Source organism: Cellulosimicrobium sp. NPDC057862 (genome assembly GCF_042797035.1).
Lineage (GTDB): Bacteria > Actinomycetota > Actinomycetes > Actinomycetales > Cellulomonadaceae > Cellulosimicrobium.
The window spans coordinates 22906-39125 of sequence record NZ_JBHVMH010000005.1; the positions used below are offsets into that span (position 1 = coordinate 22906).

The 16220-nt window shown below is 73.8% G+C and carries 15 protein-coding genes; all 15 read left to right on the plus strand.

Annotated features, from left to right (window positions below; translation table 11 throughout):
• The first annotated feature begins 155 nt into the window (after positions 1-155).
• The 15 genes from ACFVN3_RS08675 (at position 156) to ndk (ending at position 16076) form a co-directional block, all read left to right on the plus strand.
• Positions 156-965 (plus strand): SDR family oxidoreductase, encoded by an 810-nt coding sequence (locus tag ACFVN3_RS08675; RefSeq protein WP_378232388.1) that lies wholly within the window; start codon positions 156-158, stop codon positions 963-965.
• A gap of 64 nt (positions 966-1029) precedes the next feature.
• On the plus strand, positions 1030-1893 hold the full coding sequence (locus tag ACFVN3_RS08680; RefSeq protein ID WP_378232389.1) for a DUF6973 domain-containing protein: 864 nt from the start codon (positions 1030-1032) through the stop codon (positions 1891-1893).
• Positions 1793-2035 (plus strand): hypothetical protein, encoded by a 243-nt coding sequence (locus tag ACFVN3_RS08685; protein WP_378232390.1) that lies wholly within the window; start codon positions 1793-1795, stop codon positions 2033-2035. The genes ACFVN3_RS08680 and ACFVN3_RS08685 overlap by 101 nt, the downstream gene beginning before the upstream one ends.
• Positions 2036-2112: 77 nt before the next feature.
• Positions 2113-2475, plus strand: a complete 363-nt coding sequence (locus ACFVN3_RS08690; RefSeq protein WP_378232391.1) for a hypothetical protein — start codon at positions 2113-2115, stop codon at positions 2473-2475.
• 43 nt (positions 2476-2518) lie between these two features.
• On the plus strand, positions 2519-4111 hold the full coding sequence (locus ACFVN3_RS08695) for a molybdopterin-dependent oxidoreductase (RefSeq protein WP_378232392.1): 1593 nt from the start codon (positions 2519-2521) through the stop codon (positions 4109-4111).
• A 319-nt stretch (positions 4112-4430) separates the two neighbouring features.
• Positions 4431-4697: a hypothetical protein gene (locus tag ACFVN3_RS08700; protein WP_378232393.1), complete on the plus strand. Its 267-nt coding sequence runs from the start codon at positions 4431-4433 to the stop codon at positions 4695-4697.
• Between the two features lie 246 nt (positions 4698-4943).
• Positions 4944-8405: an isoleucine--tRNA ligase gene (gene ileS / locus ACFVN3_RS08705; RefSeq protein WP_378232395.1), complete on the plus strand. Its 3462-nt coding sequence runs from the start codon at positions 4944-4946 to the stop codon at positions 8403-8405.
• Positions 8402-9817, plus strand: coding sequence for a bifunctional folylpolyglutamate synthase/dihydrofolate synthase (locus tag ACFVN3_RS08710; RefSeq protein ID WP_378232396.1), 1416 nt, complete (start codon positions 8402-8404; stop codon positions 9815-9817). Before ileS ends, ACFVN3_RS08710 begins: the two co-directional genes overlap by 4 nt.
• Before the next feature lie 170 nt (positions 9818-9987).
• Positions 9988-10983, plus strand: coding sequence for a dihydroxyacetone kinase subunit DhaK (gene dhaK / locus ACFVN3_RS08715; RefSeq protein ID WP_378232397.1), 996 nt, complete (start codon positions 9988-9990; stop codon positions 10981-10983).
• 69 nt (positions 10984-11052) lie between these two features.
• Positions 11053-11697 (plus strand): dihydroxyacetone kinase subunit DhaL, encoded by a 645-nt coding sequence (gene dhaL / locus ACFVN3_RS08720; RefSeq protein ID WP_375810497.1) that lies wholly within the window; start codon positions 11053-11055, stop codon positions 11695-11697.
• On the plus strand, positions 11694-12422 hold the full coding sequence (gene dhaM / locus ACFVN3_RS08725; protein ID WP_378232398.1) for a dihydroxyacetone kinase phosphoryl donor subunit DhaM: 729 nt from the start codon (positions 11694-11696) through the stop codon (positions 12420-12422). Before dhaL ends, dhaM begins: the two co-directional genes overlap by 4 nt.
• Positions 12423-12516: 94 nt before the next feature.
• A complete protein-coding gene (locus tag ACFVN3_RS08730; RefSeq protein WP_378232399.1) occupies positions 12517-13185 on the plus strand; it encodes a TetR/AcrR family transcriptional regulator in 669 nt (222 codons plus the stop codon).
• A gap of 132 nt (positions 13186-13317) precedes the next feature.
• Positions 13318-15048, plus strand: a complete 1731-nt coding sequence (locus tag ACFVN3_RS08735) for an MDR family MFS transporter (protein WP_378232400.1) — start codon at positions 13318-13320, stop codon at positions 15046-15048.
• A 4-nt stretch (positions 15049-15052) separates the two neighbouring features.
• Positions 15053-15547 carry a DUF4233 domain-containing protein gene (locus tag ACFVN3_RS08740; protein ID WP_378232401.1) on the plus strand — a complete coding sequence of 165 codons (495 nt, stop codon included), beginning with the start codon at positions 15053-15055 and terminating at the stop codon, positions 15545-15547.
• A 76-nt stretch (positions 15548-15623) separates the two neighbouring features.
• Positions 15624-16076, plus strand: coding sequence for a nucleoside-diphosphate kinase (gene ndk, locus ACFVN3_RS08745; RefSeq protein WP_378232402.1), 453 nt, complete (start codon positions 15624-15626; stop codon positions 16074-16076).
• Positions 16077-16220: the final 144 nt, after the last annotated feature.

The following is a 16220-nucleotide window of genomic DNA, read 5'->3' on the forward strand; positions in this document are numbered from 1 at the left end:
TGCCGACCGGCGAGCGCCGACCGGGACCGACGCGTCATCTCGCGTCGCGCGGACCCGCGGCACAGATCCGGTGCCGCCCCGACGGGCCAGTGCAGGGCCCGCGATCCTCCGCCAGCCTAGTCCTCTTCGTGGGGCGGCGTGGCAGAGTGTCCGTCGTGACGGAGGCATCGAACATCCCTGCAGAGCACCCCTCGACCGAACCCCTGCGCGCGGTGGTGACCGGCGCGTCGTCGGGCATCGGGGAGGCGTGCGTGCGACACCTGCGCGCCCGCGGCTGGGACGTCGTGGCGTTCGCGCGGCGCGCGGACCGGCTCGCCGAGGTCGCGGAGCGCACCGGCGCCCACCCGGTCGTCGGGGACGTCACGTCGGACGAGGACGTCGCACGCCTCGTCGCGGAGGCGGGTGCGCGTGGGCCCGTGCACGCGCTGCTGAACATCGCCGGGTTCGGGCTCGGCGTCGACCACGTCGACGAGGCGAAGATCGACGAGTGGCGCGCGATGTACGAGACGAACGTGCTCGGCACCGTGCGCGTGACGAAGGCGTTCCTGCCCCTCCTGCGCGCGTCGCGCCGGGGCGACATCGTGCTCATGACGTCGACCGCGGGTCACGACACGTACGTCGGCGGTTCCGGCTACGTCGCGTCCAAGCACGCGCTGCTCGGGGTCGCGAAGACGCTCCGGCTGGAGCTGGTCGGCGAGCCGATCCGCGTCATCGAGATCGCCCCCGGCCTCGTGCACACGCCGGAGTTCTCGCTCAACCGCTACCACGGGGACCAGGCGGGAGCCGACGCGGTCTACGCCGGGGTCGTGGACCCGCTCACCGCCGACGACGTCGCCGACGTCGTGACCTTCGCCGTGACGCGCCCGCACCACGTCAACATCGACTCGCTGGTCCTGCGCCCCGTCGCCCAGGCGTCGACGTACTCCCTGTGGCGCGCCCCGCTCGAGCCGAAGCGCGCGGGATGACCTGCCGACAGCCCCTCCGGCGCTGGTAGGTTGAGCGGCCGAGACCACGTCGGAGGGGGAGAACGTGCTGGTCGGAGCGGATGTCGCGGCGCTGCGCCGCCTGGGGGAGGCCTTCGAGTCGGCCGGGGAGAGCCTCGCCGCGACGCGGGCGGAGCTCGACCGCGTCGTCGGGTCCGCGGCATGGCACGGTCCCGACGGGGCGTCGTTCACCGCGTCCTGGGAGGGTGAGCTGCGCCGCCACCTCGCGCGCGCCACCGAGCTCGTCCGCGAGACGGGGCTCGACGTGCGCCGCCAGGCGGACCAGCAGGAGCGGGCGAGCGCCGCGGGAGGGACCTCGGGCGGGGGAGCCCAGGGTCCGGCCGCCGGGTCGTCTCCCGCACCCGGGCACGACTCGACGACCCTCGCGGCCGCTCCGTCGCCACAGGCGATGGCGGTCGTCGCGCACGCGCCCGGCGACGCCCGAGCGACGCCGGAGGAGATCCTCACCGGGTACCAGGTGAGCGACGGGAAGGTCCTGAAGAACTGGGAGCCGGACTGGCCGGCGAGCATGTTCACCGACCCGCTGCCGCAGATCACGGAGAAGGAGGCCTCGATGCTCAACGATCTCAGCCTCCTGTCCCTGAAGTCCTTCCAGGACATCCACGACCGCGCCTTCGAGCTCGCCGACGAGCGGTTCGAGCCGGGCGACCAGAACGACAACCACAACGACGCCTTCCGGCACGCGTACTGGAACGCGCTCATGACGCGCAAGTACGGCGAGGCGTGGGCCGAGGACTACGCGACGGCGCACGAGCAGATCCCCGGCAACCCCCCCTGCCCGCGAGGCGATGGACCTGTACAACAACGAGGTCGGGCGGCGGATCGCCGCCCAGAACCCCGACGCGGACGTGTACCAGCTCGCCGACCTCGTCGAGAAGGCGGTCCGTGACGGCGAGGCGGTCGTCGTCGACCCGGAGGGGAACCTCGCCTACTCGAACGAGGTCGCGGTCGGCGAGACCGGGCACGCTCGCCCCGCCGACCCCCTGCCGGGCAAGGATCCGCAGTTCAACGACGAGAGCTCCGACTCGTGACGCGCGCCGGTCGTTCGTTGCTCCTGAGCGCCGCCCTCGTCCTGGTCGCTGCGGGGTGCAGCGGAGAGGAAGCCGACATGCCGACGATCGAAGGTGCTCCGGAGGCGCTCGACGAGGCGATCATCGAGGCCGCGCGAGGGGGGACCGAGCTGGCGCTCGCGGACGCGGCGGACTTCTCCTGGGACGAGGTCGCGCTGTTCCACGAGGGGACGACGGTCGACGACATCGAGAGCGTCGTCGGCGAGACCGGGATCGACAAGGAGCGGTTCACCGGCGGCACGGACCTCTTCGTCTTCCGGGACGGGGGACAGGTGGTGCGCCTCCTCGTCACGTCCCCGGACGTCTTCACGGGCGACTACCGGACGCTGCTGAGCAGCGCCGCCGTCGTGGCGCCGGACGCCTCGCGCCCCGGGTACGTGCGGCTCGTCGACGGCGCCTGAGGCCGCTGGACCTGGAGCACCGACCCGGCGCACCCTGGTCACCATGAGGAGCGAGGAAAGACCGACGGCGCGGGCAGGCGCGTGGGCGGCGGTCGCCGGCGTCGTGTCGGCGGCGGTCGGGTTCGCGGTCGCCGAGCTCGTCGCGGCGCTCGTCGGGCCGGGATCCAGCCCGCTGTTCGCCGCCGGGGCCGGGGTGGTCGACGCCGTGCCCGGGCCGGTCAAGGAGTGGGCGGTCGCGACGTTCGGCACGGCGGACAAGGCCGTCCTGCTCGGCGGCATGGCGGTCGTCCTCGCCGCGGGCGCGGCGCTCGCGGGCTGGCTCGAGCTGCGCCGTCCGCCGTGGGGGTCCGTGCTGCTGGGCGTCGTGGGAGCCGTCGGAGCCGTCGTGGCTGCGGTCCGGCCGGGCGCGAGCGTCGCGTGGGCGCTGCCCTCGCTCGTCGGGGTCGGGGTCGCGATCCTGCTGCTCCGCGCGTCGCTGGCGCCGCTGCGCGGGCCCGCGGGGGCGACTCTCGCCGGTGGGAGCCTGGACGGCGACGCGGCGGGCACCGGCGCCGCGCGCGCGTCGATGGACCGTCGTCGCTTCCTCCTCGTCACCGGCCTGGCCGCCGCGGCAGGCGTCGTCGCGCTCGCGACGTCCCGCGCGGTCTCGGCCGGGTCGCGCGCCGTCACGGCCGCACGCGAGGCGCTGCGGCTGCCGGCGCCGGCGACGCCTGCCCCGCCCGTGCCCGCCGGGGCGGACCTAGGCGTCCCGGGCCTCGCGCCGTACGTGACGCCGAACGGCGACTTCTACCGGATCGACACCGCGCTGCGCGTGCCGCAGGTCGACCCCGCCTCGTGGACGCTCCGAGTGACGGGGCTCGTCGACGAGCCGTTCGAGCTCACGCTCGACGATCTGCTCGCGCTCCCGCTCACGGAGCACCACGTGACGCTGACGTGCGTGTCGAACGAGGTCGGCGGCGACCTCGTGGGCAACGCGCGGTGGCTCGGGTACCCCGTGCGCGAGCTGCTGGCGCGGGCCGGGGTCCAGGACGGCGCCGACATGGTCCTGTCCACGAGCGCCGACGGCTGGACCGCGAGCACCCCGCTCGACGTGCTCACCGACCCCGACCGGGCGTGCCTGCTCGCGGTCGGGATGAACGGTGAGCCGCTGCCCGCGGAGCACGGCTTCCCCGCGCGGCTCGTGGTCCCGGGCCTGTACGGCTACGTGTCGGCGACCAAGTGGGTCACCGAGCTCAAGGTCACGACGTTCGCCGACGACGTCGCGTACTGGTCGACGCGCGGCTGGTCCGAGCGCGGCCCGATCAAGCTCGCGTCGCGCGTCGACACGCCGCGCGCGGGGGCGCCGGTCCCGGCGGGCGTCGTGACCGTCGCGGGCGTCGCGTGGGCGCAGCACACGGGGATCGCGGGCGTGGAGGTCCGGGTCGACGACGGCACGTGGCGCACCGCGACGCTCGCCGACACCGTGGGTCCGGACACGTGGCGGCAGTGGTCGTACGCGTGGGACGCGACCCCGGGGGAGCACCGCCTGACGGTCCGCGCGACCGACGCCGACGGCCGCACGCAGACCGCCGACGTCGCCCCGCCCGCGCCCGACGGCGCGTCCGGGTGGCACGAGGTCACGGTCCGCGTGGGCTGAGGGACCGGCGTCCGGCCCGTGGACCCGGGGTTGTCCGTCCCGGGTCCGCCCTGGCACCATGTCCGCGTGACCTCCGCGCGCCCCACGAGCAGCACGCTCGTCCTCTCGCGCCCGCAGGTCGCCTCCGCCACCTGTTGTTGAGGGCTCGCGGCGCCCTGCGCAGCCTCGACCTGGTGTCCGCGAGCAGCCTCCCGCCCCTCCCTCCAGGCGAAGGGGCGTGACGGTCGCCGGTCTCGTGCCACGGGCTCATCGATGAGTCCCGCGCGACACCCGGGTCTGCACCTCCGGACGCCCGCCGAGCACAGGACGCGAGACCACCATGTACGTTCCCCCGAGCTCTCCCCGCTACCGCCCGACGACGCCGCTCGCCGCGCCGTCGCCCGAGGCCGCCCGCCCGCGCGCCGCGACGACCGCCGTCGGGCACGACGCTCGCCCGCCCCTCACGCTGGAGTGGCTCGTCGCCCGGGACATCGACGCCTACTCGGCGCGTCGCCGTGCGGCGGCTACCATGGACGCACAGGCGTCGACCCGGCCATCACCGGCGAGCCTCCGGAAGAACGGGACCCGCACCGTCGGGCAGGCCTGACGGCCCGCGGCCAGGTCCCCACTAGAACCGGACGGGTGGGCCCGTCACAGCCTGCGACGAGCGGTCGGCGACCGCCCGCCGGGCCCGACGACGTCGGGCACCGGGGGGACGACGTCGGCAAGCGAGGTGGTACCGCGGCGAGCCCGCCCCTGGGTGGGGGAGTCGTCCTCGCAGGAGAGCACGACCGACCCGTACCACCACGGCGGACGAACCCGCCGGCCGCTACCCACCGGAGTCCTCGAGACCATGGCCTACCCGCTGCACCGCGCACCCTCGTCCGCTGCCGCCTCCTCGGACGCCCCGCACCCCGGAGCCGCGTTCGGCGTCCCCGCCTCCCCGGACCTGCCCGCCATCGAGCGCGAGGTGCTCGCCTACTGGGACGCGGACGACACGTTCCGAGCCTCGGTCGAGCGCAACCCCGCCGGCGAGAACGGCAGCAACGAGTTCGTCTTCTACGACGGCCCGCCGTTCGCGAACGGCCTGCCCCACTACGGGCACCTGCTCACGGGGTACGCGAAGGACGTCGTCCCGCGCTACCAGACCATGCGCGGCAAGCACGTCGAGCGCCGCTTCGGGTGGGACACGCACGGGCTGCCCGCCGAGCTCGAGGCGATGGACCAGCTCGGGATCAAGACCAAGGAGGAGATCCTCGAGCTGGGGATCGAGCGGTTCAACGACGCGTGCCGCGCGTCGGTGCTCAAGTACACGAGCGAGTGGCAGGACTACGTGACCCGCCAGGCGCGCTGGGTCGACTTCGAGCACGACTACAAGACGCTCGACCCCACGTTCATGGAGTCGGTCCTGTGGGCGTTCAAGCAGCTCTACGACAAGGGCCTCGTCTACGAGGGCTTCCGCGTGCTGCCCTACTGCTGGAACGACCAGACGCCGCTGTCCAACCACGAGCTGCGCATGGACGAGGACGTCTACCAGGTCCGGCAGGACCCGGCGGTCACGGTCGGGTTCCGGCTCGAGACGGGTGAGCTGGCCCTCATCTGGACGACGACGCCCTGGACCCTGCCGTCCAACCTGTTCGTCATGGTCGGCCCGGACGTCGAGTACGTCGTCGTCGAGTCGTCGTTCACGGGCGTGAAGGAGCGCTACGTGATCGCGGCCGAGCGGCTCGCGGCGTACGCGCGCGAGCTCGCCGACGACGGCGTCGAGGACGTCACGACGCAGGTCGTCGAGCGCCTCACGGGCGCCGACCTCGTCGGGCGGTCGTACACGCCGCCCTTCTCGTACTTCTCCGGCCACGCGGGTGCGCACCGCGTGGTCGAGGCGGACTTCGTCACGACGACGGACGGCACCGGCCTCGTGCACAACGCCGGCGCGTTCGGCGAGGAGGACAAGGTCGTCTCCGACCGCGAGGGCGTCGAGCCGGTCCTCCCGGTGGCGTCCGACGGCAAGTTCGTCTTCCCCGTCGTCGACTACGAGAGCCTCCAGGTCTTCGACGCGAACGCGCTCATCATCGACCACCTCAAGGGCCGTACGCGCCACGACGCCGCGGTCGCCGCGGGCGAGGAGACCCCGGACCTCGCGCTGGGCGCGACGAGCCCCGGCACGGTGCTGCTGCGCCGCGAGTCGTACGCGCACTCCTACCCGCACTGCTGGCGCTGCCGGCAGCCGCTCATCTACATGGGCGTGTCGTCGTGGTTCGTCGCGGTGTCGCGGTTCAAGGACCGCATGGTCGAGCTCAACGAGCAGATCTCCTGGATGCCGGAGCACATCCAGCACGGCCAGTTCGGCAAGTGGCTCGAGAACGCGCGCGACTGGTCGATCACGCGCAACCGGTTCTGGGGCAGCCCCGTGCCGGTGTGGCGCTCCGACGACCCGCAGCACCCGCGCGTCGACGTCTACGGGTCGTTCGCCGAGCTCGAGCGCGACTTCGGCACGCTCCCGCGCAACGAGAGGGGCGAGCCGGACCTGCACCGCCCGTTCGTCGACCGCCTGACCCGGCCGAACCCCGACGACCCGACGGGCCGCTCCACCATGCGCCGCGTCGAGGACGTCATGGACGTCTGGTTCGACTCGGGGTCCATGCCCTACGCGCAGGTGCACTACCCGTTCGAGAACACGGACTGGTTCGAGCACCACAACCCGGGCGACTTCATCGTCGAGTACATCGGCCAGACGCGCGGCTGGTTCTACACGCTGCACGTGCTCGCGACCGCGCTGTTCGACCGCCCGGCGTTCCGCTCGGCCGTCTCGCACGGCATCGTGCTGGGCTCCGACGGCCGCAAGATGAGCAAGTCCCTGCGCAACTACCCGGACGTCAACGAGGTCTTCGACCGCGACGGGTCCGACGCGATGCGCTGGTTCCTCATGAGCTCGCCCATCCTGCGCGGCGGCAACCTCGTCGTCACCGAGGACGGGATCCGCGACGCGGTGCGCCAGGTCCTCCTTCCGCTGTGGAGCACGTACTACTTCTTCACCCTGTACGCGAACACCTCGAAGGCGCAGGCGCGGGCGAGCGAGCCGGGCGACGCCGCGGGCTACGTCGCGCAGAAGGTCGCGCCCGATCGCGTGGCCGGGCTCCCGGCGCTCGACCGCTACCTGCTCGCGCGCACGCACGACCTCGTCGTGCGCGTGACCGGGCAGCTCGACGCCTACGACATCGCGGGCGCGTGCGAGACCGTGCGCGAGCACCTCGACGTCCTGACGAACTGGTACGTGCGCACGCAGCGCGACCGGTTCTGGGCGGAGGACGCGGACGCGTTCGACACGCTGTACACGGCGCTCGAGACGCTCACGCGCGTCATGGCGCCGCTCGCGCCGCTGCTCGCCGAGGAGGTGTGGCGCGGCCTGACGGGCGGGCGCTCGGTGCACCTCACGGACTGGCCCGCGGCCACCGAGGACGTCGGGGAGCCGTTCGTCGGCGAGGACGGGTCGTCGGCGACCGTCGTCCGTTCGGTCCCGGAGGCGTCCCTCGTGCCCGACGACGCGCTCGTCGCCGCGATGGACGAGGTCCGTGCCGTCGCGTCCGCCGCGCTCGGCCTGCGCAAGGCGAACCAGCTCCGCGTGCGTCAGCCGCTCGCGCGGCTCACGGTCGTCGTGGACGACCCCGAGGCGCTCGCGCCGTACACCGACCTGCTCGCGCGCGAGCTCAACGTCAAGGCGGTCGACCTCGAGTCGACCGACTCCGACGCCGCCGAGCGGTTCGGCATCACCCAGCGGCTCGCCGTGAACGCCCGCGCCGCGGGCCCGCGCCTCGGTCGCGGCGTCCAGGCCGTCATCAAGGCCTCGAAGGCCGGGGCGTGGCGCGTGGACGACGCCGGGGACGTCGTCGTGACGACGGACGACGGGGACGTGGCGCTCCTGCCGACGGAGTACGAGCTGACGACCGTCGTCGCCGACCGTGGGGTCGCCGAGGGCGAGGCACCGAGCGTCGCCGCCGCGGTGCTCACGGGCGGCGGGTTCGCCGTCCTCGACCTCGTGCTCGACGACGCGCTGCTCGCCGAGGGCTACGCCCGCGACGTGATCCGCGACGTGCAGGACGCGCGCAAGGCCGCCGGCCTCGACGTGGCCGACCGCATCCGGCTGTCGCTCGACGTGCCGGGCGAGTGGCTCGTCGCGGTCGAGGAGCACCGTGACCTCGTCGCGCGCGAGACGCTCGCGGTCGAGGTCGTCGTCGAGACGTCGCCGACCGACGCGCGCGCCGTGCGGGTCGAGAAGGCCGACGGCACCGTTCCGGACACGGCGGTGATCCTGTGAGCGCCGCCCGTGCCGGCGGTGGGCGACGGCAGAGTGCGAAGGACGCCCGCGCGGCGGCGGAGGACGCCGCCGCGCAGGCGGACCTCGAGCGCGTCTACCAGCACATCGTGTCCCGTGCTCCCGAGCACGACTTCGACCCGACGATCGACCGGGTGCGGCGCCTGTTCGAGCTGCTCGGCGACCCGCAGCACGCGTTCCGGACGATCCACCTCACCGGGACCAACGGCAAGACGAGCACCGCGCGCGTCGCGGAGCGCCTCGTGCGCGAGCACGGCCTGCGCACCGGCCTGTTCACGAGCCCGCACCTGACGAGCGTCACCGAGCGGATCGTCGTCGACGGCGAGCCCCTCTCGGCGCGCCGGTTCGTCGAGGTGTGGGAGGACGTGTACCCGTACGTGCAGGTCGTCGACGCGGAGCTCGCGGAGACCGGGCAGTCGCAGCTCAGCTTCTTCGAGGTCCTCACGGGCGTGGCGTTCGCGGCGTTCGCCGACACGCCCGTCGACGTCGCGATCGTCGAGGTCGGCATGGGCGGCGAGTGGGACTCGACCAACGTGGTCGACGCGGAGGTCGCCGTCGTGACCCCCGTCGCGCTCGACCACGAGCGCTGGCTGGGCAGCACGCTCGAGGAGATCGCGACGGTCAAGTCGGGCATCGTCAAGGACGGCGCGACGGTCGTCTCCGCCGCGCAGCGCCCGGAGGTCGAGGAGGTGCTGCGCGCCCGCGCCGAGCGCGTCGGTGCGCGCCTGCTGCGCGAGGGCGTCGACCTCGACGTGGCGGCACGGCAGGTCGCGGTCGGGGGGCAGCTCCTCGACCTGCGCACGCCCGCCGCGCTCTACACCGAGGTGTTCCTCCCGCTGCACGGCGAGCACCAGGCGCACAACGCGCTCCTCGCCCTCGCCGCGGTGGAGGCGTTCCTCGGCGGCCGCGCGCTCGACGGACCGCTCGTCGAGGCGGCGTTCGCGGACGTCACGTCGCCCGGCCGGCTCGAGGTCGTGCGGTCCAGCCCGACCGTCCTCGTCGACGCGGCCCACAACGCCGCGGGCGCCGAGGCGCTCGCGGCCGCGCTCACCGAGGCGTTCGACCTGCGCCACCTCGTCGGGGTCGTCGCGATCATGGCCGACAAGGACGCCGAGCCGCTGCTCGCGGCGCTCGAGCCGGTGCTGTCGGAGGTCGTCGTGACGCGCAACAGCTCCGATCGCTCGGCCGACCCGACGGACCTCGCCGAGCTCGCCGCGGACGTGTTCGGCGAGGACCGCGTGCACAGCACCGAGCGGCTCGACGAGGCGCTCCAGGTCGCGGTCGACCTCGCGGAGCGGGACGACGCGGTGGGCGTCGGGACGGGCTCGGGCGTGCTCGTCACGGGCTCGGTCGTGACGGTCGCCGACGCTCGCGTCCTCCTCGGCCGCGGCTGACGTCGCAGACGACTGCGCGGCGCTCCGTCCCGGCGGAGCGCCGCCCCGCGGATCTCGGGCGCTACCGCGCGCCCGGGTGTTTGATGGAGGCGACGACGGCACGGGCGCGCCGGGCGGGGGTCGTCGGCGTCCGGTCTCCCCGGGCGCACGGACCGATGGAGGGATGACCGGTGAAGAAGCTGCTCAACGATCCCCAGGACGCGGTGTCGGAGTCCCTGGAGGGGTTCGGCCAGGCGCACGCCGACCTCGTGGAGGTGCACGTCGCGCCGCCCTACGTCTCGCGGTCAGGTGGTGCGGTCCCCGGGAAGGTGGGGCTGGTCTCCGGTGGCGGCTCCGGGCACGAGCCGCTGCACGCGGGCTTCGTCGGCCTGGGCATGCTCGACGCCGCGGTCCCCGGCGCGGTCTTCACCTCGCCGACGCCGGACCAGATCGTCCCGGCGATCCTCGGCGCCGACTCGGGTGCGGGCGTCCTCGCCATCGTGAAGAACTACACGGGCGACGTGCTGAACTTCGAGACGGCGGTGGAGCTCGTCGAGGCCGAGGGCACGCAGGTCACGAGCATCCTGGTCAACGACGACGTCGCGGTCGAGGACTCGCTCTACACCGCCGGCCGCCGCGGCGTCGCGGGCACGGTCGCGGTCGAGAAGATCGCGGGCGCCGCCGCTGAGCGCGGCGACGACCTGGGCGCCGTGACGGAGATCGCGGGTCGCGTCGTCGCGAACGTGCGCTCGATGGGCGTGGCGCTCACCGCGTGCACGGTCCCGCACGTCGGCAAGCCGAGCTTCGACCTCGGCGACGACGAGGTCGAGATCGGGATCGGGATCCACGGCGAGCCGGGACGGCACCGCATCCCGATGGCACCGGCGGACGAGATCACGCAGCGGCTCGTCGACCCCGTCGCGGACGACCTGGGCCTGTCCGGGGGCGAGGACGTGTTGCTGTTCGTTAACGGAATGGGCGGTACGCCGCTGTCCGAGCTGTACGTCGTCTATCGTCAGGCGAGGAGGCTGCTCGAGGGGCGCGGCGTACGGGTGACGCGCTCGCTCGTCGGCAACTACGTCACGTCGCTGGAGATGCAGGGTGCGTCGGTCACCGTGCTGCGCCTGGACGACGAGCTCACCGCCCTGTGGGACGCTCCCGTCCACACGGCTGCGCTGCGCTGGTGAGGCGGTGCCCTTTCGTGCAGTCTCCGAGAGCCGGCGGACCGTCGGCTCGACGGCGAGGAGAGGTGGGGCATGACGCTGGACGTGGCCTGGGCGGACCGGTGGACGCGGCTGAGCGCGGAGCGCATCGCGGCGGCACGAGACGAGCTGACCGAGCTGGACCGCCAGATCGGTGACGGCGACCACGGGGAGAACCTCGACCGGGGTTTCCGCGCGGTGGTCGCCAAGCTCGACGGGGCGGCGGCCGGCGACCAGCCGCCGGGCCAGATCGGCGACGTGCTCAAGCTCGTGGCCACGACGCTCATGTCGTCCGTCGGCGGCGCCTCGGGCCCCCTGTACGGGACGGCGTACCTCCGGGCCGCGAAGGTGACCGGGCTCGAGGAGCTCGACGCGCACGGCGTCGTCGCGCTCCTCGAGGGCGCGCTCGAGGGCATCACCGCGCGCGGCAAGGCCCAGCTCGGCGAGAAGACGATGGTGGACGCCTGGCAGCCCGCCGTGGACGCCGCGGAGGGGGCCGCCGACGGTGGCGCGTCGACCGCGGACGTCCTCGCCGCCGCCGCGACGGCGGCGCGCGCGGGCGCCGAGGCGACGATCCCGCTCGTCGCCACCAAGGGCCGTGCGAGCTATCTCGGCGAGCGCAGCGCGGGGCACCAGGACCCGGGCGCGACGTCGACCGCGATCCTGCTCGAGGCCGCGCGCGACGCGGCGACCGCGTGAGCGGCACGGTCGGGGCACGGGCGCGCGTCGCGCTGGTCCTCGTCTCGCACTCGCAGCGGCTCGCGGAGGGCGCCGTCGAGCTGTCCGCGCAGATGGCTCCCGGGGTGCTGCTGCTCGCGGCCGGGGGGACCGACGACGGCGGGCTCGGCACCAGCTACGACCGCGTGTCCGGGGCGCTGGCCGAGGCGCTCGGCGTCGCGGACGGCGTGGTCGTGCTCGCCGACCTGGGCTCGGCCGTCATGACGGTCGAGTCGGTCCTGGACATGGAGGACGGTTTCGACGGGAGGGTCCGGCTCGCGGACGCCCCGTTCGTCGAGGGGGCCGTCGCGGCGGCGGTGACCGCCCACGGCGGCGGCGACGTCTCCGAGGTGCTCGCGTCCGCGGAGCACGCGGGCGGCACGTTCGCGGTCACGGCCGAGAGGTCCGAGGGCGACGAGCCGGTCACCGAGGCCGCAGCGTCCGCCGACGGGGCCGCGCGCGCCGTCGTCACGCTGCGCAACCCGCTCGGGCTCCACGCACGCCCGGCCGCGGTGCTGGCCCGCCTCGTCGCGGGCTTCGACGCGACCGTCGCGATCGACGGCGTCAACGGGGCGAGCGTGCTCGAGCTCATGAAGCTCGGCGCGACCGGCGGCCAGGAGCTCACCGTCACGGGGGAGGGGCCGCAGGCCGCCGACGCGGTGGCCGCCGTGGTCGAGGCCGTGGAGGGCGGGTTCGGCGAGGTCTGAGCCGGGACGTGTGACCGTCGTCACGCGGAATTGCAGTTGATGCAAAATTGCACGGGATGCAAGAATGTTCCTCGTGCCCACGACTCTCCCTGACGTGCCCGCTCGCCCCTCGTTGGCCGAGCGGGCCGCGGCATGCCTGGCCCCGTCACCCGGCGGCCTGCGGGAGCGCAAGAAGCGCGCCCGGCGCGAGGCGCTGGTCGAGGCCGCGCAGACGCTCGTGCTCGAACGCGGCTTCGACGCGGTGACGGTCGAGGACGTCTGCGCCGAGGTCGGGGTCTCGCCGCGCACGTTCTTCAACTACTTCCCCTCCAAGGACGACGCCGTGCTCGGCCTCGAGGACCTCGCCGTGCGTCCCGAGATCGTGGCGACGTTCGTCGAGGGCGGTCCCACGGGGGCGCTGCTCGACGACCTCGAGGTCGTCGTGGCCGACGTGCTCGCGCAGCAGATCGTCACGCCCGAGCGCATGGCCCGCACGCTCGAGCTCGTCCAGCGCGAGCCGCACCTCGTCACCCGGCACGTCGCCTGGGTCGAGGGGCACCGCGCCGAGCTCGTCGACATGTTCCGCGCACGCCGGGCCGTGCGGCCCTTCGTCCCCGACCCCGAGCTCCTGGCCCTCGTGGTCATGAGCCTGCTGCGCGCGAGCACGCTCGAGTGGCAGCAGCGCGACCGCGAGGGGGAGCCGGTGGACCACCTGCCGACCGTCGTCGGGCAGCTCCGGGCGCTGCTCCAGGACTCGCGCGCCCCCGATCCCGCGACCCGCTAGCCGTAGCCCCTCGCCGCCTCACGAGGGCAGGGACGCCACGGCGTCCGCACCGCCATCAGCTCCTCCCCACCACCCGACGACGGGCCGCGCCCGTCGGCGCGCCCCCGCCCGTCCTGACCGAACCGGATCCTCATGGCCTCCTCCACCGCAGCACCGCCCGTCGACGGCGGCAAGCCGCTCGTCGTGCTCACCCCGCGCACCGTGTGGGTGATCTTCGGCGCGCTCATGGCGTCGATGTTCCTGTCCTCCCTCGACCAGTCGATCGTCGGCACCGCGATGCCGACCATCGTCGGCGAGCTCCACGGCGTCGAGCACCAGGGCTGGGTCATCACGGCCTACATCCTGGCGATCGCGATCGTCATGCCCCTCTACGGCAAGTTCGGCGACCTCTGGGGTCGACGGTGGCCGTTCCTCGTCGCGATCGGGCTCTTCACGATCGCGTCGGCCGGCGCCGGGTTCGCGCAGTCGTTCCCCGAGCTCGTCGCCTGGCGCGGCGTGCAGGGCCTCGGCGGCGGCGGGCTCATGATCCTGTCGCAGGCGATCATCGCGGACATCGTGCCCGCCAAGGACCGCGGCAAGTACATGGGCCCCATGGGCGCCCTGTTCGGCATCGCGGCCGTGATCGGCCCGCTCCTCGGCGGCTGGTTCACCGAGGGTCCCGGCTGGCGCTGGGCGTTCTGGATCAACGTCCCGATCGGCGTCGCGGCGTTCGTCGTCGCGTGGGTCGCGCTCAAGCTCCCGTCGCACCGCTCCGGCCGCAAGATCGACGTCGCCGGCATCTTCTTCCTCGTCGTGGCCACCTCCGGCATCGTGCTCGTCACGAGCTGGGAGTCGCTGACCAGCTCGCGCGGCTACGACTGGTCGGACCCGTGGCTCCTGGGCCTCGTGGCCGCCGTGGTCGTCTCGGTCGCCGCGTTCGTCGTGGTGGAGAACCGCGCCGAGGAGCCGCTGCTCCCGCTGCACCTGTTCAAGAACCGGACGTTCACGATCGCGACCCTCATCGGTCTCGTGCTCGGCATGGGCATGTTCTCCGCTCTCGCCTTCCTGCCGACGTTCCTCCAGATGTCCACCGGCGCGGGGGTCACCGAGTCCGGCTTCCTCATGCTGCCGATGATGGTCGGCGTCATGATCACGGCGATCGGGTCGGGCATCGCGATCACGAAGACCGGCCGCTACAAGATCTACCCGGTGCTCGGCCTCGCGATCACCGCGGCGGGCATGATGTGGCTCACGCGCATCACGGGCGACATGTCGATGTGGCTCTTCGGCGCGATGATCTTCGTCATGGGCGCCGGCATGGGCCTCGTCATGCAGACGATCGTCCTCGCGGTGCAGAACTCGGTCGACCCGCACGAGATCGGGACGGCGACGAGCGCGAACAACTTCTTCCGCGAGATCGGCGCGGCCGTCGGGACGGCGCTGTTCAGCACGATCTTCACGTCGCGCCTCGCCGACAACCTCGAGGGCGTCTTCGCCGGGCTGCCCGCGGGCTCCGCCCCCGCCGGGGCCGAGGGCTCCTCGCTCACGCCGGAGATGGTGCAGCAGCTCCCCGAGCCGATCCACACGGGCGTCGTCGACGCGTTCACCGACGCGCTCGCCCCGGCCTTCTGGTACCTCGTCCCGCTCGTGCTCGTCGGGTTCGTCCTCGCGCTGTTCCTGCGCGAGGTCAAGCTCTCCGACGTCGCAGGGATGGTCGCGCGCGGCGAGGCCGTCGCGGACCACGGCGACCTCGTCGAGGACGCCCCCGCGCGGGACGCGGCCGACGACGCTCCTGCCGGCGCGGTCGTCGTGCCCGCGGGCGCCTCCGGAGCGGACGGTGAGCACCCGGACGACCGGGACCGCGACGCCGCGCCGGTATCCTGACCGGGTGAGCACCTCGCCGTCGCAGCCCGCCGCGCAGCCGTCCCGCCACGGCCGCGCGGCGGGACCGGTGCGCCCGTCCCCGGGCGACCGCATCAAGCCGAAGAAGTCCGCGAAGGTCCAGTTCGCCTCGACCACGCTCCTGCTCGAGGCCTTCCTCGTGGTGTTCGCCACGCTCGTCGCGTACGGCCTGCGGGACGTGCCCTACTCGCGCGGGCCGCTCGAGCTGCCGAGCGCGACGTCGATCTGGCTCGTGGGCGGCGCCCTCGCCCTCGTGCTCGTGGTCCTCTCCCGCATGGTCGGCACGCCCGGTGGCTACGTCGCCGGGTCGGTCGTCCAGGTGCCGGTCCTGGCCTTCGGGCTCGTGGTGCCCATGATGTTCGTGGTCGGCGGGCTCTTCGTCGTGCTGTGGGTCGTCTCGATCCGGCTCGGCGGGCGCATCGACCGCGAGCGCGCGGCGTACGACGCCGAGCACCCCGAGACCGCGCCCAACGCCGACTGAGGCGAGGCGTGCCCGCGCCCTCGCGCGGGTGGTCACGGCGTCCCGCACGCCGGTGCGGCCGGTAGGCTCGGCGACCATGACCGACGTCGCACCCGCACTGACCGAGACCATCGAGCGCACCCTGATCCTCGTCAAGCCCGACGGCGTCCGCCGCGGCCTGTCCGGCGAGGTCCTGCGCCGCGTCGAGGCCAAGGGCTACACGCTCGCCGCCGTGCGGCTGCTCGACGCGACGCCCGCGCTGCTCGCCGCGCACTACGCCGAGCACGAGGACAAGCCGTTCTACCAGCCGCTCGTCGACTTCATGCTGTCGGGCAAGGTGCTCGCAGTCGTCGCCGAGGGGCAGGGCGTCATCCCCGGCTTCCGCTCCCTCGCGGGTGCGACGAACCCGACCGAGGCGCTCCCCGGCACCATCCGCGGCGACCTCGGCCGCGACTGGGGCCTCAAGGTCCAGCAGAACCTCGTCCACGGCTCCGACTCGCCCGAGTCCGCCGCGCGCGAGATCGCGCTCTGGTTCCCCGAGCTCGGCTGACGCTCCGGCACGCAGCACCGCGCCCCGTCTCGGCCGCACCGGCCGGGGCGGGGCGTCTCGCGTCCCGGCACCTCCGAGACGGCGCCCGGCCGCGCGGGGCGCAGGTCCGCGGGTTCGTCGGGGGCCGCGACTAGGCTCGGGTCC

Excerpts from the sequence above, each read along its gene's own strand:
- ACFVN3_RS08685 (WP_378232390.1), top strand. The coding sequence starts at position 1,793 with ATGGACCTGTACAACAACGAGGTCGGGCGGCGGATCGCCGCCCAGAAC.
- ACFVN3_RS08690 (WP_378232391.1), top strand. The coding sequence starts at position 2,113 with ATGCCGACGATCGAAGGTGCTCCGGAGGCGCTCGACGAGGCGATCATC.
- ACFVN3_RS08695 (WP_378232392.1), top strand. The coding sequence starts at position 2,519 with ATGAGGAGCGAGGAAAGACCGACGGCGCGGGCAGGCGCGTGGGCGGCG.
- ACFVN3_RS08700 (WP_378232393.1), top strand. The coding sequence starts at position 4,431 with ATGTACGTTCCCCCGAGCTCTCCCCGCTACCGCCCGACGACGCCGCTC.
- ileS (WP_378232395.1), top strand. The coding sequence starts at position 4,944 with ATGGCCTACCCGCTGCACCGCGCACCCTCGTCCGCTGCCGCCTCCTCG.
- dhaL (WP_375810497.1), top strand. The coding sequence starts at position 11,053 with ATGACGCTGGACGTGGCCTGGGCGGACCGGTGGACGCGGCTGAGCGCG.
- ACFVN3_RS08735 (WP_378232400.1), top strand. The coding sequence starts at position 13,318 with ATGGCCTCCTCCACCGCAGCACCGCCCGTCGACGGCGGCAAGCCGCTC.
- ndk (WP_378232402.1), top strand. The coding sequence starts at position 15,624 with ATGACCGACGTCGCACCCGCACTGACCGAGACCATCGAGCGCACCCTG.